This is a genomic window from Guptibacillus hwajinpoensis (assembly GCF_001039475.1).
GTDB lineage: Bacteria > Bacillota > Bacilli > Bacillales > Guptibacillaceae > Guptibacillus > Guptibacillus hwajinpoensis.
This window is the reverse complement of sequence record NZ_LELK01000004.1, coordinates 1,272,865-1,295,416: the sequence shown is the minus strand read 5'-3', so window position 1 is coordinate 1,295,416 and position 22,552 is coordinate 1,272,865. Positions and strand designations below refer to the sequence as shown.

The 22,552-nt window shown below is 39.7% G+C and carries 24 protein-coding genes and 2 other annotated features (1 of these 26 cut by a window edge); of the genes, 4 read left to right on the top strand and 20 right to left on the bottom strand.

The annotated features are described in order from the left end of the window. Positions 1–3, bottom strand: a binding site (T-box leader); it reaches 224 nt to the left of the window's first position. A 54-nt stretch (positions 4–57) separates the two neighbouring features. Further along, positions 58–810, bottom strand: a complete 753-nt coding sequence (locus AB986_RS16480; protein WP_152671017.1) for a TrmH family RNA methyltransferase — start codon at positions 808–810, stop codon at positions 58–60. A 138-nt stretch (positions 811–948) separates the two neighbouring features. Here AB986_RS16480 and sspI point away from each other — a divergent pair, with 138 nt between their 5' ends. Beyond that, the gene (sspI, locus tag AB986_RS16475) at positions 949–1,155 is read left to right on the top strand and encodes a small acid-soluble spore protein SspI (RefSeq protein WP_048312427.1); all 207 of its coding nucleotides are present in this window, start codon (positions 949–951) and stop codon (positions 1,153–1,155) included. A 40-nt stretch (positions 1,156–1,195) separates the two neighbouring features. Here the strand turns inward: sspI and AB986_RS16470 are convergent, their stop codons facing one another. Then, positions 1,196–2,278 carry a M42 family metallopeptidase gene (locus AB986_RS16470; protein ID WP_048312424.1) on the bottom strand — a complete coding sequence of 361 codons (1,083 nt, stop codon included), beginning with the start codon at positions 2,276–2,278 and terminating at the stop codon, positions 1,196–1,198. Positions 2,279–2,359: 81 nt separating this feature from the next. Beyond that, a complete protein-coding gene (locus AB986_RS16465; RefSeq protein ID WP_048312421.1) occupies positions 2,360–2,848 on the bottom strand; it encodes a dUTP diphosphatase in 489 nt (162 codons plus the stop codon). A 96-nt stretch (positions 2,849–2,944) separates the two neighbouring features. Between AB986_RS16465 and AB986_RS16460 the strand changes: the two genes are divergently transcribed. Continuing rightward, on the top strand, positions 2,945–3,340 hold the full coding sequence (locus AB986_RS16460; protein WP_048312419.1) for a hypothetical protein: 396 nt from the start codon (positions 2,945–2,947) through the stop codon (positions 3,338–3,340). Positions 3,341–3,386: 46 nt separating this feature from the next. On the opposite strand, the gene AB986_RS16455 is transcribed toward AB986_RS16460, so the two are convergent. After that, positions 3,387–3,959, bottom strand: coding sequence for a TVP38/TMEM64 family protein (locus AB986_RS16455; protein WP_048312416.1), 573 nt, complete (start codon positions 3,957–3,959; stop codon positions 3,387–3,389). Between the two features lie 140 nt (positions 3,960–4,099). Between AB986_RS16455 and AB986_RS16450 the strand changes: the two genes are divergently transcribed. Beyond that, positions 4,100–5,422: a cytochrome ubiquinol oxidase subunit I gene (locus tag AB986_RS16450; RefSeq protein WP_048312413.1), complete on the top strand. Its 1,323-nt coding sequence runs from the start codon at positions 4,100–4,102 to the stop codon at positions 5,420–5,422. A 42-nt stretch (positions 5,423–5,464) separates the two neighbouring features. Then, positions 5,465–6,505 carry a cytochrome d ubiquinol oxidase subunit II gene (locus tag AB986_RS16445; RefSeq protein ID WP_236690399.1) on the top strand — a complete coding sequence of 347 codons (1,041 nt, stop codon included), beginning with the start codon at positions 5,465–5,467 and terminating at the stop codon, positions 6,503–6,505. Between the two features lie 493 nt (positions 6,506–6,998). Here the strand turns inward: AB986_RS16445 and AB986_RS16440 are convergent, their stop codons facing one another. The 16 genes from AB986_RS16440 to polA form a co-directional block, all read right to left on the bottom strand. Then, on the bottom strand, positions 6,999–7,277 hold the full coding sequence (locus AB986_RS16440; RefSeq protein WP_048312407.1) for a DUF1294 domain-containing protein: 279 nt from the start codon (positions 7,275–7,277) through the stop codon (positions 6,999–7,001). A gap of 70 nt (positions 7,278–7,347) precedes the next feature. Further along, entirely contained in the window at positions 7,348–7,704 is a 357-nt protein-coding gene (gene rplT / locus AB986_RS16435; protein ID WP_048312405.1) for a 50S ribosomal protein L20, read from the bottom strand. A gap of 44 nt (positions 7,705–7,748) precedes the next feature. Continuing rightward, on the bottom strand, positions 7,749–7,949 hold the full coding sequence (gene rpmI, locus AB986_RS16430) for a 50S ribosomal protein L35 (protein WP_048312400.1): 201 nt from the start codon (positions 7,947–7,949) through the stop codon (positions 7,749–7,751). Positions 7,950–7,971: 22 nt separating this feature from the next. Next, a complete protein-coding gene (infC, locus tag AB986_RS16425; RefSeq protein WP_048312399.1) occupies positions 7,972–8,475 on the bottom strand; it encodes a translation initiation factor IF-3 in 504 nt (167 codons plus the stop codon). A 91-nt stretch (positions 8,476–8,566) separates the two neighbouring features. Then, positions 8,567–8,688: a sequence feature (ribosomal protein L20 leader region), on the bottom strand. Between the two features lie 177 nt (positions 8,689–8,865). Further along, positions 8,866–10,803, bottom strand: a complete 1,938-nt coding sequence (thrS, locus tag AB986_RS16420; protein WP_048312398.1) for a threonine--tRNA ligase — start codon at positions 10,801–10,803, stop codon at positions 8,866–8,868. A gap of 313 nt (positions 10,804–11,116) precedes the next feature. Continuing rightward, positions 11,117–11,953, bottom strand: a complete 837-nt coding sequence (ytxC, locus tag AB986_RS16415; protein ID WP_048312395.1) for a sporulation protein YtxC — start codon at positions 11,951–11,953, stop codon at positions 11,117–11,119. 98 nt (positions 11,954–12,051) lie between these two features. Continuing rightward, entirely contained in the window at positions 12,052–12,984 is a 933-nt protein-coding gene (dnaI, locus tag AB986_RS16410; protein ID WP_048312393.1) for a primosomal protein DnaI, read from the bottom strand. 26 nt (positions 12,985–13,010) lie between these two features. Next, on the bottom strand, positions 13,011–14,369 hold the full coding sequence (locus tag AB986_RS16405; RefSeq protein WP_053216226.1) for a replication initiation and membrane attachment family protein: 1,359 nt from the start codon (positions 14,367–14,369) through the stop codon (positions 13,011–13,013). A gap of 227 nt (positions 14,370–14,596) precedes the next feature. Then, positions 14,597–15,055 (bottom strand): transcriptional regulator NrdR, encoded by a 459-nt coding sequence (gene nrdR, locus AB986_RS16400; RefSeq protein ID WP_048312389.1) that lies wholly within the window; start codon positions 15,053–15,055, stop codon positions 14,597–14,599. 74 nt (positions 15,056–15,129) lie between these two features. Beyond that, positions 15,130–15,519: a hypothetical protein gene (locus tag AB986_RS16395; protein ID WP_048312387.1), complete on the bottom strand. Its 390-nt coding sequence runs from the start codon at positions 15,517–15,519 to the stop codon at positions 15,130–15,132. A gap of 128 nt (positions 15,520–15,647) precedes the next feature. Further along, entirely contained in the window at positions 15,648–16,037 is a 390-nt protein-coding gene (speD, locus tag AB986_RS16390; protein ID WP_048312385.1) for an adenosylmethionine decarboxylase, read from the bottom strand. A 264-nt stretch (positions 16,038–16,301) separates the two neighbouring features. Then, a complete protein-coding gene (locus tag AB986_RS16385; protein WP_048312383.1) occupies positions 16,302–17,330 on the bottom strand; it encodes a glyceraldehyde-3-phosphate dehydrogenase in 1,029 nt (342 codons plus the stop codon). A gap of 339 nt (positions 17,331–17,669) precedes the next feature. Further along, the gene (gene coaE, locus AB986_RS16380; RefSeq protein WP_048312382.1) at positions 17,670–18,263 is read right to left on the bottom strand and encodes a dephospho-CoA kinase; all 594 of its coding nucleotides are present in this window, start codon (positions 18,261–18,263) and stop codon (positions 17,670–17,672) included. Between the two features lie 17 nt (positions 18,264–18,280). Then, positions 18,281–18,913 carry a sporulation membrane protein YtaF gene (gene ytaF, locus AB986_RS16375; protein WP_048312381.1) on the bottom strand — a complete coding sequence of 211 codons (633 nt, stop codon included), beginning with the start codon at positions 18,911–18,913 and terminating at the stop codon, positions 18,281–18,283. Between the two features lie 65 nt (positions 18,914–18,978). Next, positions 18,979–19,809: a DNA-formamidopyrimidine glycosylase gene (gene mutM / locus AB986_RS16370; protein ID WP_048312380.1), complete on the bottom strand. Its 831-nt coding sequence runs from the start codon at positions 19,807–19,809 to the stop codon at positions 18,979–18,981. A gap of 20 nt (positions 19,810–19,829) precedes the next feature. Beyond that, positions 19,830–22,460 carry a DNA polymerase I gene (polA, locus tag AB986_RS16365; protein WP_048312379.1) on the bottom strand — a complete coding sequence of 877 codons (2,631 nt, stop codon included), beginning with the start codon at positions 22,458–22,460 and terminating at the stop codon, positions 19,830–19,832. Positions 22,461–22,552 lie beyond the last annotated feature (92 nt).

Here is a 22,552-nt window from a genome sequence, read left to right as displayed (position 1 = left end):
TAACATATATAAGTTGCTTCTAATTATAGAAAAAAAACCATCACTCTGCAAGCCTGATTATGAACGAAGTAAACCATACATAAGAATTCCAGCGGCTACAGCTACATTTAATGACTCAGCATCGCCATATATCGGAATATAGACATTTACATCTGCCAGCGTTTGAAGTTCTTCTGATACTCCATTTGCTTCGTTACCTAGAATAACAGCAAAGTTTGACTGATGTTCAACTTCTTGATAAGGCGTGCCTCCACTTACTTCAGTTGCGTATATGTGCATACCTGATTGCTTGAGTGATTTAACTTCCTCAACTAAATTCGCTTTTCTAACTGGCAAATGAAATATAGAGCCTTGTGTAGAACGAAGCACTTTACTATTGTAGGGATCTACTGTTCCTGCCCCTAACAATACACCATCATATCCCGCACTATCTGCTGTACGAATAATCGTTCCTAGATTTCCTGGATCCTGAATCGCATCAAGAAGAAGAAGCTTTCCATTTTGAGGTGATACAGGCTCGGCCATTTTGCATACTGCCATTATTCCCTGTGGGGTTTCTGTATCGGTTAGCTCAAACATGACTTTCTCTGTAACAGTATAGACAATAGGACTTTCTTTAAACGGATAGGAAGATAAATCCATACCTTCTGTTAGAATGACTTCTACAATTGGAGCTTCTGCTTTTGCAGCTTCTTCAATAATATGCGGACCTTCAATAAGGTAAGATTCTGCTTTCTCTCTTCCTTTTCTTGTTTGGAGCTTTTTCCAATCTTTCACTTTTTGATTTTTTACGGATTCTATAATCATTATGCTCTCCTTTGGTTCTCAATGTTTTCATTATAAAGGGTCACAACGGAAGATTCCAACAAAACTCATGAAATTAAACTGAAACGCTCATACTAATGGTGCTTGTTCTAACAAGCGAATGAGAAAGGTGAGGTGTAAAGTATGGACCTTAACTTACGAAAAGCGATCCTCGCTAATATTGATGGAAACAACGAGGAGCAGCTTGAAGCTACAATCCTTGACGCTATGCAAAGCGGAGAAGAGAAGATGCTTCCTGGACTAGGCGTTCTTTTCGAAATTCTTTGGAAAGAAGCTCCAGAGAATGAACGTGAGCAAATGCTTTCTTACATGGCACAAGGGGTTAATTAACGAGCAAAATCCGGTGGAAAAATTCCACCGGATTTTGTGTTTAATTAAATGTAATTTCTTTAACTGTATCAGCGTCTAGCTTTTTAATGACTTCAACAATTAAGTTTACTGCATTTTCGAAATCATCGCGATGCAGAATCGCTGCGTGAGTATGAATATAACGTGTGGCAATTGTGATCGATAATGCTGGTACTCCATTTGCAGTAAGGTGAATTTTACCTGAATCTGTTCCACCACCTGCAATCGCATCGAATTGATAAGGAATGTCTTTCTCATCAGCTGTGTCAGTCACAAGATCACGAAGGCCTTTATGACTAACCATTGATGCATCATACATAATGATTTGTGGGCCTTTACCCATTTTGGATTGAGCATCTTTATCACTAACTCCTGGAGTATCTCCAGCAATACCAACATCCACTGCAAAACCGATATCCGGCTTAATCATATTGGCAGCTGTAGTAGCGCCTCGAAGACCTACTTCTTCTTGAACTGTTCCAACTCCATAAACAGTGTTCGGGTGGTCACCATCTTGAAGCTTTCGAAGAACTTCTATTGCAATCGCGCAGCCGATGCGGTTATCCCATGCTTTTGCCATAAGCATCTTCTCGTTGTTCATGACCGTGAATTCACAAACAGGTACAACAGAGTCACCAGGTTTAACTCCCCACTCCATTGCTTCTTCTTTACTTGAAGCACCAATATCAATAAACATATCTTTCTTATCAACTGATTTCTTGCGCTGTTCTGCTGGGAGAATATGTGGAGGTTTTGAACCAATTACACCCATGATATTCCCTTTACGTGTCATAACATTAACACGCTGAGCCAGCATTACCTGCTCCCACCAGCCTCCAACAGTTTGGAACCAAAGAAATCCTTTATCATCAATTCGTGTAATCATAAAGCCAATTTCATCAAGGTGACCAGCTACCATGATTTTGGGGCCTTCTGCTTTTCCTTTTTTAACAGCAATTAAACTACCCAAGTTGTCATACATTAACTCATCCGCAAGAGGTTCGATGTACTTTTTCATAACATCGCGAGGTTCACGTTCATTGCCCGGTACACCATTCGCATCTGTTAGTTCTTTAAGCATCTGCAATGTTTCATCTTTCGCCATATGTATTGCCTCCTTGATATGTATTCTTTATTTATTATAACGGTTTCCGAAATTTTTCACAATTGAGAGCGCTTCACACTTCTAATATCCGTGATCCTGTCGATTATGATTGACTTCATTTTTCTTTAAATAAGCTTGATCAATTTCATTGAGACTTAAACCAATTCGGTCGCCGAGTTCAAGGTAACATTCGATAAGATTTAGATAGGCACCTTCTTCTTTCTCATTTGCAACCCGATCTATTGCACGGTAAACATCGTGAAAAGCTTGGACAGCTGTGAGTCGCTCGTCAGATTGTGTTGGAATAACACCTTCAGTATAACCAAGTTCAAGGCCTAATGAGAGAATGAAATGAATGCCATCAACATACTCCTCAAGAACTGTTTCTTTAGGAGAAGGAGCTTTCTTACTCCAATATTTGAAACACCGCGTTTCATTCGCAAGTTCACCCACTTCTACTTTTAAAGCAAGTAACTTATTTTCAAAAAGATCTTCGCCTTCGAGGTTATGCTCCTGCACGATTCGATCATCTAATTGTTTCTGTAGTGTGAATAATTTGTTGAAATTCAATTTAACCGTCCTTTCTAAAACATTTCTTTTTATGAAACCTTTCTTTATCATAAACGTATAAAGAATAGAAGCATAGTGAAAACGAGGTGCTGACTAATGATTATTATACTTTTTCGTCTTGTCATTCTTGCTGCAATGGTCTTGATTGCCTATTCTGTCATTCGCTTTTTTCTCGATCCAAAACGCAAGCTAGAGAAGGCCTATGATCATAAAGATTACTATTTTTTTGATGACCCGTCCAACGTTAGAAAGAACTTTCTCCTCACGTATAAAGGAGCGCTATTTGAAGGTGAGAAATACCTTGGAACGACAGATCATTCATTCGACATCATTACCATATCTGTTGGCGTGAAGAATGCATCAGAGCTTTATTTACTTGAAAAAGAAGACTTCTATTTCCTTGAGAAAGAGATGGACCTTCGTTATCCAAGCGCCAAAATTGAATGGAAAAGTCCAGTGAAAGAATTTCTACGTCATAGAGAAAACTCATAAACAAAGAAATCCCCCTGATGCCAGGGGGATTTCTTTGTTTATACGATTACCTAGCCGGCTGAAAGAATTCATCCCACTTCATAATCCATTCTCGTCTTCTTAATAAATAGAAAAGAATAGCAAGGCCTGAAAGGATTAAAACAATTAGTACAGGTTCGAACCCCCTAATTGCTGTTCCAAAAAAAGAATACATCAACGCAAGTGGTAAGTTGGAAATAATGGATGAACGTAAGTAATCCTGAAAGTCCTTTGAAACCTCAATTAAGCAAAGCGATATTAAATGAAAATGAACGAAAGGAACCAATCTTAAGATGGCGATTTGTCCTACAGACATCGGCATTCGTTTACGCATCCATTTCTCTTTCATCCGAGTAATTTTCTTAAACAATGAAGGCACTCGCTTAACCACCAAGTAGAAAACAGTACTTACAACCGTAATGCCGATCACGGAATAGATTGTACCGTAAAGCGCTCCGAACATAACTCCTCCAGCAATACACACAACACTAACCGGTACAAAGAAAAACTGACGAATAAAATGAAGAACAATAAAATAGAACGGGGCGTATATTCCGCTGTTCGACACAACTTCGACAAGCGGTAGGACAAGCTCATTCATGATGTTCCCCCCTTCCATTAACGTGTATGACAGCAGACGAGTTGTTATGTCAAAAAATGAGTGAGTTATAAGAATATTTTCTGGCAATACGTGGACAATAAGGGGAGATTTGAACAGAACGGTAAATGGAGGAGATTGCTTTGGATGAACTCGTTATCGCCCGCTCGCTATTTGGTATGACAATGGGTGTACATATTATTTATGCAACGCTAGGTGTAGGTTTACCCTTCATGGTTCTCATTGCTGAGCTAATGTATCAGAAAACAAAGGACAAAGACTACGCTTTAATGGCTAACCGTTGGACGAAGGGATTTGCTGTCTTACTTGGCGTTGCGATTCCGACTGGAACTATTGCAGGTGTTCAGCTCTCTCTTTTATGGCCTGGATTTATGGAAGTTGTAGGAAGAGTTATTGCATTACCTTTCCAGATTGAAATCTATGCGTTTTTTCTAGAAGCTCTTTTTATGTCGATTTATGTTTATGCAGCTGACCGTCTTTCGCCTATTATGCGTATCGTTAGCGTAACACTCGTTGCATTCGGTGCTAGCGCGTCCGCTATTTTAATAACAAACGTACACGCCTTCCAAGGAACTCCAGCTGGGTTTGAAATTGTAGATGGAAAATTCGTGAACGTTGATCCTTGGGAAGCATTTTTCAATCCTTCCTTCTTCGTTACAGCTGGACATGTAACTGTCTCAGCACTAATGACAGGTGCTTTTGTCATTGCGTCTATTGCTGCTTACAAGATGATTCGTCAGCGAGGAAATACGAGAGAATATAAGTTTCATCATAAAGCACTAATGATGGGGCTTGTAATCGGAGGTATTTTATCAGTTTTGACATCATTAAATGGACATGAATCTGCTCAACAGCTGTATCAGTATCAACCAGAAAAGCTTGCCGCTGCAGAGGGATTATTTGAAACACAGAGGTATGCGCCACTTGCTATTGGAGGTTATACAGATAAGGAAGATCGCGAGGTAAAGTGGGCCATTGAAGTACCATGGGCGCTCAGTTTCCTTTCAGATGACGCCTTTGATACCAAAGTTCTTGGACTTGAAGAATGGCCTGAAGAGGAATGGCCACCTTTGTTTGTCCACACTTTATTTAACTCTATGGTAGGAATCGGTTCACTGTTACTTCTATTATCCATCGTAGGTTTTACATGGTACAAAATTCTTAAGCGAAAAGAGTTCCCACGCCCGCTCATGTGGGGGTTTATCGCCGCAGGACCTCTCGCAATGACTGCTATCGAATTTGGTTGGATTTTCGCCTGTACAGGAAGGCAACCATGGATTATCTATCACATAATGAAGACAGAAGAGGCAGTGACGACTTCAGGTAATATCGGCCTGCTTTTCGTGCTCTTTCTCATAGTCTATATCATTTTAATGATTTCGACAGTGCTCGTTCTTCGTTATTATTTCAACCGAAATCCTATATCCGAAGAACTCGACCAATAATTCACTGCAGGTGTTTTACCCTACTCTAAAAAAGATCAAGAGGTGAACAACATGTCAGAAGCATTCTACGCAATCACGTTGATTTGGGGACTTGTCTTTATTTACGCGGTTATGGCAACCATCGATTTCGGGGCAGGGTTTTGGTCTATGATTTATTTAAATCGTAACAATACGAAAGCAACAAATATAGCCAACCGCTACCTCTCCCCTTCATGGGAAGTAACCAATGTGTTCATTGTTGCGATTGTAGTGGCTCTTTTTAGCTTTTTCCCTGGCGCAACGTTTACATTAGGTACTGTTCTTCTCATCCCAGGTAGCATGATCATTCTTCTACTTGCTCTTCGAAGTGCATTTCTCGTATTTTCACATTCAGCATCTTCAAATTACAAACGGATTTTAACGATTATCTCAGGAGTCACTGGATTTCTTATTCCGGCTCTCTTAATCTGTGTTTTGCCCATTACACATGGAAATTTCATCGAAACAACGAATGGAGCAGAACGTCTACTACTTGGTGAGTTATTAACCAGTCCTAGCGTATATGCATTCATGGCCTTTGCCGTTTCTAGTACACTTTTTCTATCATCCTTGTTGCTTTCGGACTACTCTAACGTATCAGGAGATCAAGAAGCATATGAGACGTATAGAAGAGACGCTATTCTCGTTGGTCCGATTTCACTTGCAATGGCGGCCTTGCTTGTTCTTACCATTCGCAATGAAGCACTCTGGCTATATGAAAACCTAATGAACTACATTCCCTGGCTTATAGGATCAATTGCTACATTCGCTCTCGGCTACGCTTCACTCTTTATTCCGAGAAAAACAGGAGTCGGCATCCCAAGACTCGCCATGATAAGCATCGTTGTACAGTATTTACTAGCTAGTTATGCATATGGCTCAGCCCATCTCCCTTATATCGTCTATCCAAACGTCACAATCGAAACCGGATTCACAGATCCCGCCACATTCCGAGCCCTAATCGTCACCTACATCGTAGCCTTCTTCATCCTAACCCCAGGCTTCATCTACTTCTGGCGCCTGTTCCTAAAAGACAAAAGGTACCTAAAACAAAATGAGTCTTAATACGAAAAGCGGAGACGAGCGTTTAGAAACGGAGATATTGGAACTCTTTCACAGGAACACGTTTTTTGTGTTCCTGTGAAAGAGTGAAATATCGCAGTTTCTGCGAGTCGTAGCTGGATCTAACGAAAAGCGGAGCAGGGCTGCTTAAATCCGCAGGATGTTGGAGCCCGTGAAGATGAGACTCCTTTTGTCTCAACTGAACGAGCGAAACAGCCGGAGGATTTGGCCTGCGCAGCTGGATCTAACGAAAAGCGGAGCAGGCCTGCTTAAATCCGCAGGATGTTGGAGCCCGTGAAGATGAGACTCCTTTTGTCTCAACTGAACGGGCGAAACAGCTGGAGGATTTCATCTGAACACAGTCTTTGTGTTCCGATGAAATCCTGAAGCGACTCGAGGACCTGCCCACTGCACCTAGACACGAAGAAAACCGGAGACAAGCGCTTAAAATACAAAAACATTCACCAATTAAAAAACGCCTACACGGCGTTTTTTTCTAACTAAAGAAATAAACATAGACAGCTACTAAAAGTAAATGAACAACAATGATTGCAGGTGTGCCGTACACAAATTGCTTGTGTTTCGTTTTATGCCTAAAATATTTCATCCCAATGTAGCCACCTATGCTACCTCCAATGATAAAAAAGAGCCATAATGTTTTTTCAGGAATTCGTTGTTTACGTTTTTGCGCTTTCTTTTTATCAACGCCCATTGCTATGAAGCTCCAACTATTCATGATGATGAGGTAAACAAGAAAAAGGGTGAGAACATCCATAGTAGAATTACCTCCTTTCCTTTTATGAAATAAAAAAACCATTCTCACAAGTGAGAATGGTTCAAAAAACTTACTTCAAGTTTTCTTTTGCTTTTGATGCTAGTTCAGTGAACGCTTTTTCGTCGTTAACTGCAAGCTCAGCAAGCATTTTACGGTTGATGTCGATACCAGCTGTTTTAAGACCAAACATCAAACGGCTGTAAGAAAGTCCATTCAAACGAGCTGCCGCATTGATACGAGTGATCCAAAGCTTACGGAAGTCGCGCTTTTTCTGGCGACGGTCACGATAAGCGTACATGTTTGATTTCATAACTTGCTGATTAGCAACTTTGAAAAGCAAAGACTTAGATCCGTAATATCCTTTTGCGAGTTTTAACGTTCTTTTACGTCTACGACGTGTTACGTAGCCACCTTTTACTCTTGGCATACTAAACCCCTCCTATTTCTGTGTCTAAATAATATAAAAACCGATTACTTCTTGTTGTAGATTAAAGTCTTAATGCGCTTGAAGTCACCTGCGGAAACAAGAGAAGCTTTACGAAGCTTACGCTTCTGCTTTTGAGACTTGTTACCGAACATATGGCTAGTGTAAGCACGGCTGCGCTTAAGTTTACCTGATCCAGTTTTCTTAAACCGTTTTGAAGCTCCACGGTGAGATTTCATTTTTGGCATGAGTGAGTTCCTCCTTCAAGAATTACTTTTCTGCGATAGGTGCCAAGATTAGGAACATGCTGCGCCCTTCCATTTTGGGTTTGGACTCAACAGTTGATATATCTTTGCAATCTTCTGCTAGGTGCTCAAGCACCTTTTTACCGATATCAGAGTGTGTAATCATACGTCCGCGGAAACGGATCGATGCTTTCACTTTGTCGCCTTTTTCAAGAAACTTACGTGCATTACGAAGCTTCGTATTGAAGTCGTGTTCTTCAATGTTCGGGCTCAAGCGAACCTCTTTAACGGTAATGATCTTTTGTTTCTTACGCGCTTCTTTCTCTTTCTTCTGCTGCTCGTAGCGGAACTTTCCGTAGTCCATAATGCGACAAACAGGAGGTTTCGCGGTTGGAGCAACCATAACAAGATCAAGATTTGCATTACGAGCCATATCTAATGCCTCAGTTTTGGATTTCACACCAATTTGGTTTCCGTCTGCACCAACAAGACGTACTTCCCGAGCACGAATGCCCTCATTGACGTTCATATCTCTACTAATAATCAGCCACCTCCATGGTTATTGTTCGATGATGATCATCTAACATGATGTCATTAAATGGTTTATATATTCGGTTCAAAGCATAAAAAAAGCGTCGGCGCATACGACACCCACACATTACACAATTATAAAAACAGTGTACCTGCAAACTACCAGTTACGGCGTCAATCAGGTGAGAAGCGGGCGCTTCTGCTTGCTTTGTTTCCGATATTTAATTACCTAAGACAGTATACCATGCTGACCAAATTTATGTCAAGGTGATAAGATTCGTTCGAAGTGCACTTGATTATCATAACGAATCTTTCTCTTTGTGACAAGGGTTTTTTGTAAATTTGTTTCATCTTAAATTAAAAAGCCGGCATTTTCGCCGGCTCTTCATTACTTTTTGTTTTTAATTTCTTCTTCAATTCTAGCAGTGAATTCGTTTAGAGAAACAGTCTCTGAATCCTGTTGGCTATAACGGCGAACGTTAACAGCTTCACCTTCAACCTCTTTATCTCCTACGACAAGCATATAAGGAATTTTCTGCATTTGTGCTTCACGAATTTTGTAACCAATCTTTTCGTTACGCTCATCTACTTCTACGCGAATGCCTGCTCGTTGAAGTTTCTTTTGAACTAATTTTGCATAGTCCATATGCACTTCTGATACAGGGATGATTTCCGCTTGAACTGGTGAAAGCCATGTTGGGAATGCACCTTTGTATTCTTCAATTAAGAACGCAACAAATCGTTCCATAGTTGATACAACACCACGGTGAATAACAACTGGACGGTGATGATTACCATCTTCACCAATGTAGGATAGATCGAATCGTTCTGGAAGCAAGAAATCAAGTTGCACTGTAGATAATGTTTCTTCTTTTCCAAGAGCCGTTTTCACTTGAACATCCAATTTAGGTCCGTAGAACGCCGCTTCCCCTTCTGCTTCAACGTACTCAACATTAAGGTCACCCATTGCTTCTTTAAGCATTCTCTGAGCTTTTTCCCACATCTCATCATTGTCGATATACTTCTTCTTATCTTCTGGATCACGATAAGAAAGACGGAATGAGTAATCATTAATACTAAAGTCTTTGTATACTTCTTGAATGAGCTCAACTACTTCTATAAACTCTTGCTTGATCTGATCAGGACGACAGAAAATGTGAGCATCATTTAATGTCATAGAACGGACGCGCTGAAGTCCAGCGAGTGCACCTGACATTTCATAACGATGCATCGTTCCAAGTTCTGCTACACGATATGGAAGGCCACGATAGCTTTTCAGATCGTTTTTGTAGATCATCATATGATGTGGGCAATTCATCGGACGAAGAACTAACTCTTCTGTTTCATCCATTTTCATTGGAGGATACATATCGTCTTGATAGTGCTCCCAATGACCGCTTGTTTTGTAAAGTTCTACATTTGCAAGATGTGGCGTATAAACATGGTTGTAACCAAGTCGCTCTTCAAGATCAACAATATATCGCTCAATCGTACGGCGAATTGTTGCCCCTCTAGGTAACCAGATTGGCAATCCTTGTCCTACCTCTTGAGAAATAGTGAAAAGCTTTAGTTCTTTGCCGAGTTTACGATGATCACGTTCCTTCGCTTCTTCTAATAAGTGAAGATATTCTTCAACTTGAGATTGCTTAGGAAATGCAGTTCCGTAAATACGTTGGAGCATTTGGTTATCACTATCTCCGCGCCAATAAGCGCCTGCTATTGATAACAGTTTAAAGCTTTTAATCTTACTAGTAGAAGGGACATGTGGTCCACGACAAAGATCAAAGAATTCACCTTGCTCATATATTGTTACTTGTTCATCAGCTGGAATGGCTTCTAGTAACTCAAGCTTAAGGTCATCACCGATTTCTTTAAACATTTTCTCAGCTTCTTCTCGGCTTACGACGATGCGCTTCACTTCAAGATTCTCATTAATGATTTTCTTCATTTCCTTCTCTATCTTAGGAAGATCCTCAGGTGTAATGGAGACAGGGCAATCAATATCATAATAGAAACCACTATCAATAACAGGTCCTACGCCAAGCTTCACATCACTATAAAGTCGTTTAATCGCCTGCGCCATAAGGTGAGCAGTACTATGACGAAGTACTTCAAGACCATCTTCGCTTTCTTGAGTAACAATTTCGATTTGAGCGTCTTCTTCAATTCCACGACGCAGATCAACTAATACTCCGTTCACCTTCCCAGCAAGTGCCTTCTTCTTCAATCCCGGGCTAATTGAACTTGCGATATCTTCAGTTGTTGTTCCTTTATTAAATTCCTTTACAGAACCGTCAGGAAACGTCATTTTAACCATTTCAGCCATGCTACTTCACTCCTTTTTTGCATATAAAAAAACACTCATCCCAAAAAGGGACGAGTGTTAATCTCGTGGTTCCACCCTGCTTCCCGCATAGAGAAATCCTACGCGGCTCAGACTGCTATAACGTAGCAGAAACGCTACCCCATTTCCAGGGTAGAGTTCAAAGGTGGTAAGACTGTTTGTCCGGCTAGGAAGTTCGCACCATTTCTTCCCTCTCTGAAAGCTGACAGAACATCTCATGTCCTTATCGTAACAATAACGTATATGCGTGTATGTAGGTATTATAAGTAGTGTACTTATGAAAATCAAGCCTATTTTAATGATTGCCCGAAAAAAGTATTTTAGACATACAATATGGGAAAAAATATATTCGCTCTTCAAATACGTTGCGGATTGTCTGAGCAAGTCCCTCTTCGTTATCATCTGTATAGAAATGAATCTCTTCTGGAGCAGCAACAAGCAAAGGTAGCAAAATGTCAGGATCTATATCTTCTACACTAAGTCCATTCGGAAGATCTTCTATCCGTAAACCCTCCTGACACGTCAAAACCTGTCCTGTTGCATTATACAAATGGTAGCTTCCATTAAACACAAGGATAGCACGTTTAGTAACAGTATCTCTTGATTTTAGTAGTATCCTTAATGCCTGGACAAAATTTTGATATTCCTGTTCTAATTTATATTCATCAATTGCTTCTCCAATAAGCGATGCTAATAGAGAACGATAGGGCCCTGTACGAAATCGTAAAAAAGAATCAAATGAGATGGTTCCACCCTGCTCGATACAAGACACGGCCGCTTCAAGCAGTAAGTCATGTCGATTCGAATAGCGAGAAGCACCGGGAATATCGTCTATATTTCCATCACCAATGTTTCTTGCAATGGCTGAGATCTCTGCGATTTCATCTTGATCTTGAAAGTAATAAGTGGACTTTAGAAGCTGGTCCATCCATCGCTTCTCATAAGTGGTGCCCAAAAGGGCAAGGCATTGAGAAATAAGATAACACATTCTTGTATCGTATGGTTCAATTGCAATGGATACTTTCAGCGCTTCTCTATCACTTTTCACACGTTTTGGATGATCCGTAACTTTAGTCAATTGTGCAGTCATAAATTCGAAGTCTTCTAGATCGCTAAATGTTATCGAAACCAACGCTTTCCCCCCTGTCCATCTTCATATTAAAATCTATATGGTCATAATGAGGAAATCATGTATAGAACCGTAAAAAAAAGCCCTCCAACAGGAGGACTTTATACTCGACGATTTTTTCCTTCGAGAAAGACTGGTGTTGTAAAGTGCTTAATTCGCTCCATTATTCGTTTCGCTTTCGTTTCCTCTATCCCACTCTTGTGAGAGTAGGCAAGGTGTTCCTCAAGCAAACTATAATCTAAATTAGAAGAATAAAGAGTTGGAAGACCTTCAGTCATTCGGTATTGAAGAAGAGCTCCGAGAATATCATCACGCACCCAGCTCGAAATATTCTCTGCTCCAATATCGTCAAGAATCAGTAGCGGCGTTTCTTTCAGATAATCAAGTTTTGCATCAATAGACTGATCTTGGATCGCACTTTTCATCTGACGGAAAAAGTCAGGCGTATAAATAAACTGAGAACGAACTCCTTTATCTTTTGCAAGTTGATTTGCAATCGCACCTAGAATAAAGGTTTTTCCCACTCCAAACCCGCCATGTATATAAAGACCTTTTGATGTCTCCCCAGGAACAAATTCCTCTACATACTGAATGGCTGTCCCAATCGCTTCAACACGGACAGGGTCTTCATCATCTAAGTCAGCGAATGTAGCTTGAAGAATTTCCTTTGGAATGTAATAGCTTTGAATCATTTCATTCCGCTTCTTGTTTTTCTCATCTTCCATTCTAGTTGGACAGCGATTGTAACGTATATCTATCACGGAACGATTGATGAATAACTCAGGCTCATACCCTTGCATCATATTGATACAGTTTGCAAGTCCCGGACATCCTTCACATCGTTTCGCCTGTGTTGTATATTCGTATAGCCTTGCTAGACTTCGATCAACCATTTTATCGTCAACCTCATCATGTTCCTCAATGAAGGCACGGATATCAGCGTCTGCCATAATGGCCTTCTTCATCTCTTGATACTGCTGTTGGAATTTTTTATTACCAGGCATTTTATTAAATGATTCCTGGATGGATTCCATCCCACTTCACCCCGCTTTTAAACGACTTATTTTTTGTATTTACTCAACATTTTCTTAAGCTGGTCCTGTTTTTCAGATCGCTCTTCTTTAGACATGTCCGGTTCCTTCTGTTCAGAAATCCATTCCGGAACTTTATCCTTACGAGCTGTAGACTTTCCTCGACTATTAGAATTCCCAGATTTCCCTTTTGGCTTAGCAGGCTGCTGAAGTTCTTTAATGGCAAGATTCATCGCATCTCTAACTGTCTTTACCCTTGCTCTAGCCCAATGACTCGCAAACTTTTCCACATAATTTTTGGATAGTTTCTTGTCTTGAGTTTCAAGAATAAAGTCAAGAAGAACATTCATAACTCCTGGGGTTAGCTTTTGCTCATCCATTATACGCTCTACCAATTTCATATCAGCTTCAGATGGCTTCCCACCTTCCGCAGCACGCTGCAAGATGTCGTAAGGAGTCATTTGCTCATATCGCTGAGCAGCTTTTTCCTCTTCTGTGACGGGTTCTTTTGTATGGAATTCCTGCAAAGAAGTAGGTTGATGCCTATATTGAAGAGCTGGCATTTTCCCCCGATTTTCAAGAGCAAACCAGCTACTAACTTCTTTACGTAAAAGGTCATCAGATAATTCTTCGTGATGAATGGCCGCTTGTTCCACAATTCGGCCCATTTCATACGGTTCTATTTTGTAGACGAAAGCAAGGCGCTCTATTGTCTTTTTAACATTATCTGTTAACATTCGATCTGATACAATCATATCAGAGATATGCTGTTTCATCACCTCGAAGTCAAACTGAGACGAAGTAAAAATGAGTCCTTTATTATCGCTTCGTTTCTCAATAGCATCATGATTCTCCTCTTCTTCATGTAAAGATGTCATTTCAGAAGGGTGAAGAGAGTCATATACCTCATTGAATGATGCTGTAATATTACTGTACTCACTGGGGTTTAGTTTATCAACCGTAAAGTGTTGTTTAAGGTCGTTGTATCTGTTTCGACCAAGTCTGTTAAACAAATAAATGTTGAGTACGCCGTCGTTAAAGAATCGATCAGGTGTAAGAGGTGGTTGAAGTTCATATGTGAAGTGCCTTGGGTCTTCCCCAGACTTTAAATAAGTTTTCAATAATCCTATTCCTTCTAACTTCCTACGTTCTTCAAGTATTCTCTTTAAATCCCACCTCATCATAAGTAATAAGTTGTGATGAGTCATTGTAGTAACAAGCGTATCTTTCTGCTCATGGGCACTCCAAAGGGTCATATAAAGACTGTATGCACCTGCACCAATTAGAGGTTGATATAAAAGAGTTAGCACTCGTCTGTCATATTCATGCAAGAGTCCTGACGCTTCAACCTGAAGTGTATCGACAGGTAGTAGTTCTTTCCAATGCATATGCTTCACCTTTTTATTCTCTCGTGAATTTTAAAGCTTAATCTTTTTTTGCTGTTTTCGTAAACTTTGTTGTTATAAGAGTAGAGATTGATTTGCGCTCCAGGATGCTCGCTTTCCGCAGTGCGGGCGGTGAGCATCCTTCGACTCCAATCAACTTTGAAGTGGGGATCTCTAATTAGTCGTGTATTAACGTACAAAAAAAGAGCTTACATTAAGCTCCCCTTTCGTTACTCTGCTCTGTTGATTAAATCTTTTAATTCCCGAATAAACACATTAATGTCCTTGAATTGACGATAGACGGAAGCAAATCGAACGTATGCAACTTCATCGACTTTAGCCAATTGGTCCATAACGAGCTCACCAACGACATCACTGCTAATTTCGGATGCTCCTTGATTACGAAGATCTCGTTCAATTTCATTAACAATTGTTTCAAGAGTTTCAAGTGGGACAGGTCGTTTCTCACAGGCTTTTATTAATCCTCTAAGAATCTTATCCCTGCTAAATTCTTCTCTAGTTCCCTCTTTTTTAACAACAATAAGCGGTATTTCTTCAACTGTTTCAAATGTTGTAAATCGGTACGTACAAGATTCACATTCCCGGCGTCTACGGATCGAACGACCTTCATGAACCGGTCTGGAATCAAGCACTCTTGTACCATTCTGATTGCAGTTGGGACAACGCATTAGATCATCTCCACTAAACGAACAAGATTTCTACCTTCTATTTTAGCATACAATGCGCTGCTACACATCTATCTCTAAAATTGTTCAGAAATACCCGTTCCGATTAACGTTAACTTATTTTGAATATCACTATATACTGTGCCTATTATTTTCTTGCTATATCCGAAATCAACTGGAAGAGGTGTCTCAGTTGAAACTGAAAAATCAACTGCTGTTTTGTAAGCACGAACGGATACTACCGTCACAACGATTAGTGCTTTCTTAGGTGATTTAACTTGATAGACAAATTCCCCACGCTCAGGAGAATTTGTAACAACCTCACCTTGGTAATGTTTCTGAAGAACAGCTTTTGCTTCAGTAAAAGCCTGTTCCTTAGTTGCTTTAAAATAATGTGTTTTTAATGCATCATTAGGATGCCTTTCACTTGTTTCTGAACGGTTGCTAAAAAAGTCTTTAATTCCCACCCTTGTCCTCCTCTATTTTTTTTAAGAATAGCAATAATTGAATGATAAATCAATTGCATAGAAGTTAATTAGCAAGGAAGGAAAGAAAAAAAAGGAGTGCGTTAGCACCCCTTTCAGTATTTGTATAATTATGAAGTAAACGCTGATTGCTCTTTTCTAACTTTAGGTTTCACTGGACCCATGCCTCGAGGAAGCTCAATGTTCTCACGTGTATCTGCTCCAAGAGCGTCAGCGATATAATTAGCTGCAACGTTAGGATCAAGATCACCACATGTGTATACATCGATGCTTGCGTAACCATGTTCTGGAAAACTGTGGATCGTTAAGTGTGATTCAGAAATAATAACCACACCACTAACGCCTTGTGGCGCAAATTTATGAAATGCTACCTCACGTACTTCTGCACCAGACTTTAGAGCAGCTTCTACAAACGTTTCTTCAATTAATTTCATGTTGTTAAGTTTTTCAATGTCACAGCCCCATAATTCGGCGATAACGTGACGTCCCATTGTATCCATAGCAAATTCCCCCTTTAAGTTTACTCATGCGTAGTCAGCATGCGGTATTGAAAATCCACCACGGGGGAAAGTTAGTCCGATGAGGTCCTAACCCTTTAAGTAGTTTCCAATGCCAAATTGCTATAAAAGAAGTTCACGAAAAATAGTATAATGCTTTTAAAAATGATTTGCAACAATAAATTAAGTCTTCCTCCTTAGTACCTAGACGTTTAGTCAAAATGAAAAGCGGAAGTGTAGCACTCCCGCTTTTATCTTATTATATTATTAAACGCTTACTTTCATTCTCCCGGGTATCTTTTCTCCCACATATTTTGCCATATCGACAACTCTGCAAGAATATCCCCACTCATTGTCATACCATGCTAGAACTTTCACCTTCTTATTCTCAACAACCATCGTTGAAAGTCCATCAATGATGGAAGAATGATCATTTCCATTATAGTCAATTGAAACTAGCGGTTCATCAGAATAAGCGAGTATGCCACGGAGAGGTCCCTCTGATGCTGCTTTTAGTACATCATTAACTTGTTCCACTGTGACTTCCTTCTCCAAATCAACTACGAGATCAACAAGTGATACATTTGGAGTGGGTACACGTAAGGACATTCCGTTTAATTTCCCTTCAAGGTGAGGGAGAACTTTTGATATTGCTTTCGCTGCTCCTGTGGAGGTAGGAATAATTGACTGTCCGCATGCACGAGCTCTTCTTAAATCTTTATGTGGATTATCAATGTTTTTCTGATCATTCGTATAAGCATGAACAGTTGTCATCATACCTGAAACGATCCCGAACGATTTATCAAGTACTTGCACAACAGGAGCAAGACAGTTTGTTGTGCATGAAGCATTTGACAATATATGGTGTTTTTCGCTATTGTATTCGCTTTCATTTATGCCCATTACAATCGTTAAATCTTCATTTTTCCCAGGCGCTGTAATAATCACTTTTGTTGCACCGGCATCCAGATGGTAAGCTGCTTCATCTCTAGTCCGGAATTTACCAGTTGCTTCAATAACAATATCAATGCCCATTTCTTTCCATGGGAGATTTTTTGGATCGCGGTTGTTTAGCACTACTACTTTTTTATTATTAATCTTGATACCGTTTTCAAAAGGACTAACGTCTCCATCAAACGTACCATGAATGCTATCATATTTAATTAAATGGCTGAGCGTTTCCGGCGGATAGCTAGCGTTAATTGCTACTACTTCCAAATCCTCATCCATCATTGCCTTTCTAAAAACCATACGCCCAATTCTTCCAAAGCCATTAATCGCTATTCTTGTGTTCATCCAGCGTTCCTCCTGCCATATATGTGTTATACTTAATTCCCCTATCACAAAATTAGTATAACATATAATATGCAAATGAAAAGATATATTTACACTATTCACAAACAAAAGTACATATCTGGTTTATCGTCTACAAAACAGGTTAAGAAGAATCAAAAAAACACGTCAAATGACGTGTTTTTTCGGAAACATTGTTACCTTTTGAGAGAGGTTGATTTCCGCTCCAGGATGCTCGCTTTCCGCGGGACTAGCGGGAGTCGATCATCCGCTCCAATCAACTTCGATATGTGAATTTCTAAACCTAAAACAAAAATCTCCATCATTTCAAAAGAACTTTTTCTAGATAATTTCCCATTTTCTTAGAACATGAACTAGCTGTTCTTCAGATTCTTTTCTTGATCCAGTGTTATCAATAACGGCATCAGCAAGTTCTTTCTTCTTCTCAATTGGCATTTGTGATTGAATCCGATCGGATGCTTCTTGTTCAGTACTTCCATCTCGTTCCATCAATCTCTTCAACTGTGTTGAAGGATCAACATAAACAAGGAGCGTTCGATCAACTAAATGATTCAATTCACTTTCATATAGAAGTGGAATATCAAGTACTACGTGCGGTTCTCCTTGGTTCTTGTATGAAGCTACCTCTTCAAGCATGCGCTTTCGAATGGCTGGATGCAGAATACTGTTGAGAAGCTCACGCTTATCTTCATTGTTAAAAATAACTGAACCAAGTCGTTTTCGATCAAGACCTCCATCTTCTGCCTTCATTTCTGAACCAAATGACTGAACGATCTCTTCTAATGCGGACTCACCCGGCTCAACAACCTCCCTAGCAATAACATCTGCATCGACGATTGGTATGTTATAGTTTCTGATCATATCCGCTACAGTACTTTTTCCACTAGCAATTCCACCGGTCAGTCCTATATCCATTGTATCCTCCTTGAGGGCTACATCCTCATGAAGCCCAGTATTATTAATAAACAACCAGGTAAATACGATACTTTATCCATCCACTTAATAGAAGAAGTGAGATTTCCAAACTTAAGTCCGAGTAGAACAAAAAACGAACTCATACATGCGATGAGTAGTGACGTTTCAATGGGAGCATACCCAATCATAGAAGCACCCACACCTGCTCCAAATGCATCTAGTGAAAGAGCAGCACCAAGCATAATCGCCTCAATACCTGTTATTGTGCCAGAATCATCAAAATCCGCTGTCGTCGGTTTTCGTAATATACTAATAACAACACCGAGAGAGCGTATTTCAAAATGCAGTAGCATCCGTTCTGAAACCGTTCTTTCTCCTTCATTTGTTTTCCTGATCATTTGGTATAATACCCACGCACCAAGAGCAATAAGAATAAACCCTCCAACGCGCTGAGCCACAACGTCTGAAATCCAGAGCTGCAGAAATGATCCGAGTCCCATTGCGATCAACATGGAAAACGCCGAGCAGATTGTAATGATTAGAATCGACTTAAAAGGAATTTTCATTCTTCGTAAGCCATATGTTAAGCCAACTCCAAAACCGTCAACACTAACAGCAAATGCTAAGAAAAAAAGAGAAACCCAGTACATTGGCGAACTCCTTCCATACTGAAATCTTAAATAGTATATGAAAGGAGCCCATCCAACGCTACGAGTTACTCATTTACCTGGCATACTGGACAATAAGTAGTTCCTCGTCCACCTACTACAATTTTCTCAAGCACATTGCTACAAGACTTACATTCTAATCCAACTCGCCCGTAAACAAACAAATTGTCCTGATAGGTACCGATTTTCCCCTGGCTGTTTACATAGGAGCGAATTGTACTACCACCTTTATTTACAGCCTCCATTAGCGTGTCAACAATTTCGAATTGGAGACGCTCCATTTCACGTTCATTGAGTGTGGAAGCAATTCGCTCAGGATGAATTCCTGCCTTAAAAAGCGCTTCATCTACATAGATGTTACCTAATCCAACGACTAGTGTTTGATCAAGTAGGACCGTTTTAACTTTACGAGTCGTCTTCTTAAATCCCTCTTTCAAAACATCTACAGTAAACTCAGGTGAAAAAGGTTCGTGACCTAACTGAGCAAGTGGCAATACTAATTCTTCTGTTCCAATCGGGAACAAATGCATAGTGCCAAATTTTCGTACATCATGGTAACGAAGCTCAGTTCCATCATCAAAAACAAAGAAGACATGTGTATGATGATCTGCTTCTTCCCCAGATTGATTCATCCGATACTTGCCTTCCATCCGAAGGTGAGAGACAATGACATCTTCTTCAAGGAAAAGCTTTAGAAACTTTCCTCTTCGTTCCACACGTTTGAACGACTGCCCAACCACTTTCATTTTGAATTCTTCAATGTCATCTGGGCGTTTAATTATTTTCGGCCATTTTACGTGTACTTCAGTGATTTTCTTACCTATAATTAGTTCTTCTAGCGTTCGTTTAACCGTTTCTACTTCTGGTAACTCCGGCATATCCCCATCTCCTTTGATGCCTACTTCGCATCATACCAGGTGGAGCCATACTCATAATCAACCTTCAAAGGTACATCGAGTTTGATTGCAGATTCCATCACTTCGGGTACGATACGTTTTAACGTTTCAATCTCTTCTTCAGGTGCTTCAAAAATGAGTTCATCGTGTACTTGAAGTAGCATACGTGCCTGAAGATTCTCTTCTTTAAGACGAGTATCCATTTGAACCATAGCTAGCTTAATAATATCTGCAGCTGTTCCTTGAATCGGTGTGTTCATCGCTGTTCGCTCAGCGAAACCTCGCTGATTAAAGTTTCTAGAATTGATCTCAGGAAGATATCTTCTTCTTTGCATCAATGTCGAAACAAAACCATCTTGCTTCGCTTCTGAAACAACATCTTCCATATATCTTTTTACCCCTGGAAAACTCTCAAGGTAACGGTCTATAAATTCTCCTGCCTCTTTTCTAGATATTCCAATACTTTGTGAAAGTCCATAATCACTGATTCCATAAACAATACCAAAGTTTACAGCTTTTGCATGTCTTCTCATGTCTGAAGTAACATCATCTTTCTGAACATCAAAAACATTCATCGCTGTTTTCGTATGGATATCCTCGCCTTGTTGGAATGCCTCAATTAGATTCTCATCTTTAGCAATGTGTGCAAGAACTCGCAATTCTATTTGAGAATAATCAGCAGCAAACATAACCCAATTCTTCGTTGAAGGAATAAAAGCTTTACGTATTTTGCGTCCTTCCTCAAGGCGAATGGGGATATTTTGTAAGTTAGGGTCGATCGAACTTAATCGTCCTGTTTGGGTTAATGCCTGATTAAATCGCGTATGGATTTTACCAGTATCTGAATAAATAACTTTAAGGAGACCCTCAATGTACGTTGAATTCAACTTTCCAAGCTGGCGATAGATAAGAATTTCTGGTATTACTTCATGCTTACTCTCAAGCTTTTCAAGTACATCAGCTGAAGTAGAATATCCTGTTTTTGTTTTCTTAATAACTGGAAGCTCTAGCTTTTCAAACAGAACTTCACCTAATTGCTTAGGAGAATTAATATTGAACTCCACTCCTGCTAGTTCGAAAATACGAGATTGAATAGCGCTTAACTTCTTGTTTAACTCTTCGCCCATTTTCTCAAGAAACGCTGTATCAACAGAAACACCTTTTGTTTCCATTTCTCCAAGCACTAGGGTTAAAGGCATTTCAAGATCTTGGAACAATTCGAATTGCTCATTTTTTCTCAGCTGTTCTTCAAGCGTTTCCTTTAACTGATACACAGCATATGCCTTTCTAACTAGATGATCTGCAAGCTCATTTTCTTCAGGTAACTTCCGCTTGGCTCCTTTTCCATAAACGGTCTCATCTGATGAAACTATGGAGAAACCTTCCCGCCTTGAAATGGCAGATAAGTCATGGGTTGATTCAGATGGATTGAGCAGATAAGATGCAATGACTAAATCGAACGTAATCCCTTTTAGCGCAATTCCTTTCCATCCAAGTGCAACAACTGCGCTTTTCGCATCGAATACCCACTTCTTCTGTGACCCGTCTTCTAGAAACGTTTTGAATACGTCTGAAGACAAAGCAAGATCAGTAGGAAGATAGAAATTCCCATTCTCATTAATAATAGAAAATCCTTGTATGTCCGCGTTATGGTAATTTTCTTCCATCACTTCTACAATCATTGCTGATGGACTGACTAAATGTTTTTCTTCAATTTGATCAAGTGTTTCAAAATTTAATTCATCAATTTCAGTTTCTTCCTCGACTTCTTCGGCACCTATCCGGGTAAGTAGAGACTTAAAGCCAAGATCACTAAATAATGCTGCAACAGTATCATGATCAAATCCGCTGTACGTTAAATTCTTCAATTCTAGATCAAGAGGAGTATCTTTATAGATCGTAACGAGCTCTTTGCTCATCATCGCTTTATCTTGATTCTCTTCTAGCTTTTCTTTCAATTTCTTTCCTGAAACCTCATCGAGTGACTCAAATACTGCTTCCACTGTTCCAAACTGTTTTAATAGTTTAAGCGCTGTTTTCTCGCCTACACCTGGTACGCCAGGAATGTTATCGGAATTGTCACCCATCAACGCTTTCATATCAATTATTTGATCTGGTGTAAGTCCATATTTTTCATTTAAAAACGCCGGATCATATGTATCAATATCCGTGATGCCTTTTCTTGTTAAAGCAACATGAACATTTTTTGAAACAAGTTGAAGAAGGTCTTTATCTCCTGAATAAATCTTAACATCCCAATCTTCTTTATCTGCAAGTAACGCTACTGTACCGATAATATCATCGGCTTCATAGTCTTTAATCTCATATCGTTTAATATCAAAAGCATCAAGTACTTCACGAATAACAGGGAATTGTTCACTTAATTCAGAAGGAGTCTTCTGACGACCACCTTTGTACTCGGTATACGTTTTATGGCGAAATGTTGTTTTACCAGCATCAAATGCAACAAGCATATGTGTAGGCGACTCATTTTCAATAATTTTCAAAAGCATCGTTGTAAAGCCAAGTACAGCGTTTGTGTATACGCCTTTATCATTATTTAACAGTGGAAGTGCAAAAAATGCACGATACGCTATACTGTTTCCATCAATTAGTACAAGTTTATTCTTCAATAGAAAGCCTCCCGTTCGAATGCAATTAGCGTCTCTTATCATCAACTAAAAAACGCCTGCTTTCTTCATTTTACCACGTTGGCAAAAAGAAA

What these genes read in the sequence shown, in the direction of transcription:
- speD (WP_048312385.1), bottom strand. Translation starts at nt 16,037, where the DNA reads ATGGATACAATGGGACGTCACGTTATCGCCGAATTATGGGGCTGTGAC.
- ytaF (WP_048312381.1), bottom strand. Translation starts at nt 18,913, where the DNA reads ATGTACTGGGTTTCTCTTTTTTTCTTAGCATTTGCTGTTAGTGTTGAC.
- mutM (WP_048312380.1), bottom strand. Translation starts at nt 19,809, where the DNA reads ATGCCGGAGTTACCAGAAGTAGAAACGGTTAAACGAACGCTAGAAGAA.
- rpmI (WP_048312400.1), bottom strand. Translation starts at nt 7,949, where the DNA reads ATGCCAAAAATGAAATCTCACCGTGGAGCTTCAAAACGGTTTAAGAAA.
- infC (WP_048312399.1), bottom strand. Translation starts at nt 8,475, where the DNA reads ATGAACGTCAATGAGGGCATTCGTGCTCGGGAAGTACGTCTTGTTGGT.
- AB986_RS16470 (WP_048312424.1), bottom strand. Translation starts at nt 2,278, where the DNA reads ATGGCGAAAGATGAAACATTGCAGATGCTTAAAGAACTAACAGATGCG.
- nrdR (WP_048312389.1), bottom strand. Translation starts at nt 15,055, where the DNA reads ATGCGTTGTCCCAACTGCAATCAGAATGGTACAAGAGTGCTTGATTCC.
- AB986_RS16440 (WP_048312407.1), bottom strand. Translation starts at nt 7,277, where the DNA reads ATGGATGTTCTCACCCTTTTTCTTGTTTACCTCATCATCATGAATAGT.
- sspI (WP_048312427.1), top strand. Translation starts at nt 949, where the DNA reads ATGGACCTTAACTTACGAAAAGCGATCCTCGCTAATATTGATGGAAAC.
- thrS (WP_048312398.1), bottom strand. Translation starts at nt 10,803, where the DNA reads ATGGCTGAAATGGTTAAAATGACGTTTCCTGACGGTTCTGTAAAGGAA.
- AB986_RS16455 (WP_048312416.1), bottom strand. Translation starts at nt 3,959, where the DNA reads ATGAATGAGCTTGTCCTACCGCTTGTCGAAGTTGTGTCGAACAGCGGA.
- rplT (WP_048312405.1), bottom strand. Translation starts at nt 7,704, where the DNA reads ATGCCAAGAGTAAAAGGTGGCTACGTAACACGTCGTAGACGTAAAAGA.
- AB986_RS16460 (WP_048312419.1), top strand. Translation starts at nt 2,945, where the DNA reads ATGATTATTATACTTTTTCGTCTTGTCATTCTTGCTGCAATGGTCTTG.
- dnaI (WP_048312393.1), bottom strand. Translation starts at nt 12,984, where the DNA reads ATGGAATCCATCCAGGAATCATTTAATAAAATGCCTGGTAATAAAAAA.
- AB986_RS16405 (WP_053216226.1), bottom strand. Translation starts at nt 14,369, where the DNA reads ATGCATTGGAAAGAACTACTACCTGTCGATACACTTCAGGTTGAAGCG.
- AB986_RS16385 (WP_048312383.1), bottom strand. Translation starts at nt 17,330, where the DNA reads ATGAACACAAGAATAGCGATTAATGGCTTTGGAAGAATTGGGCGTATG.
- coaE (WP_048312382.1), bottom strand. Translation starts at nt 18,263, where the DNA reads ATGGATATAGGACTGACCGGTGGAATTGCTAGTGGAAAAAGTACTGTA.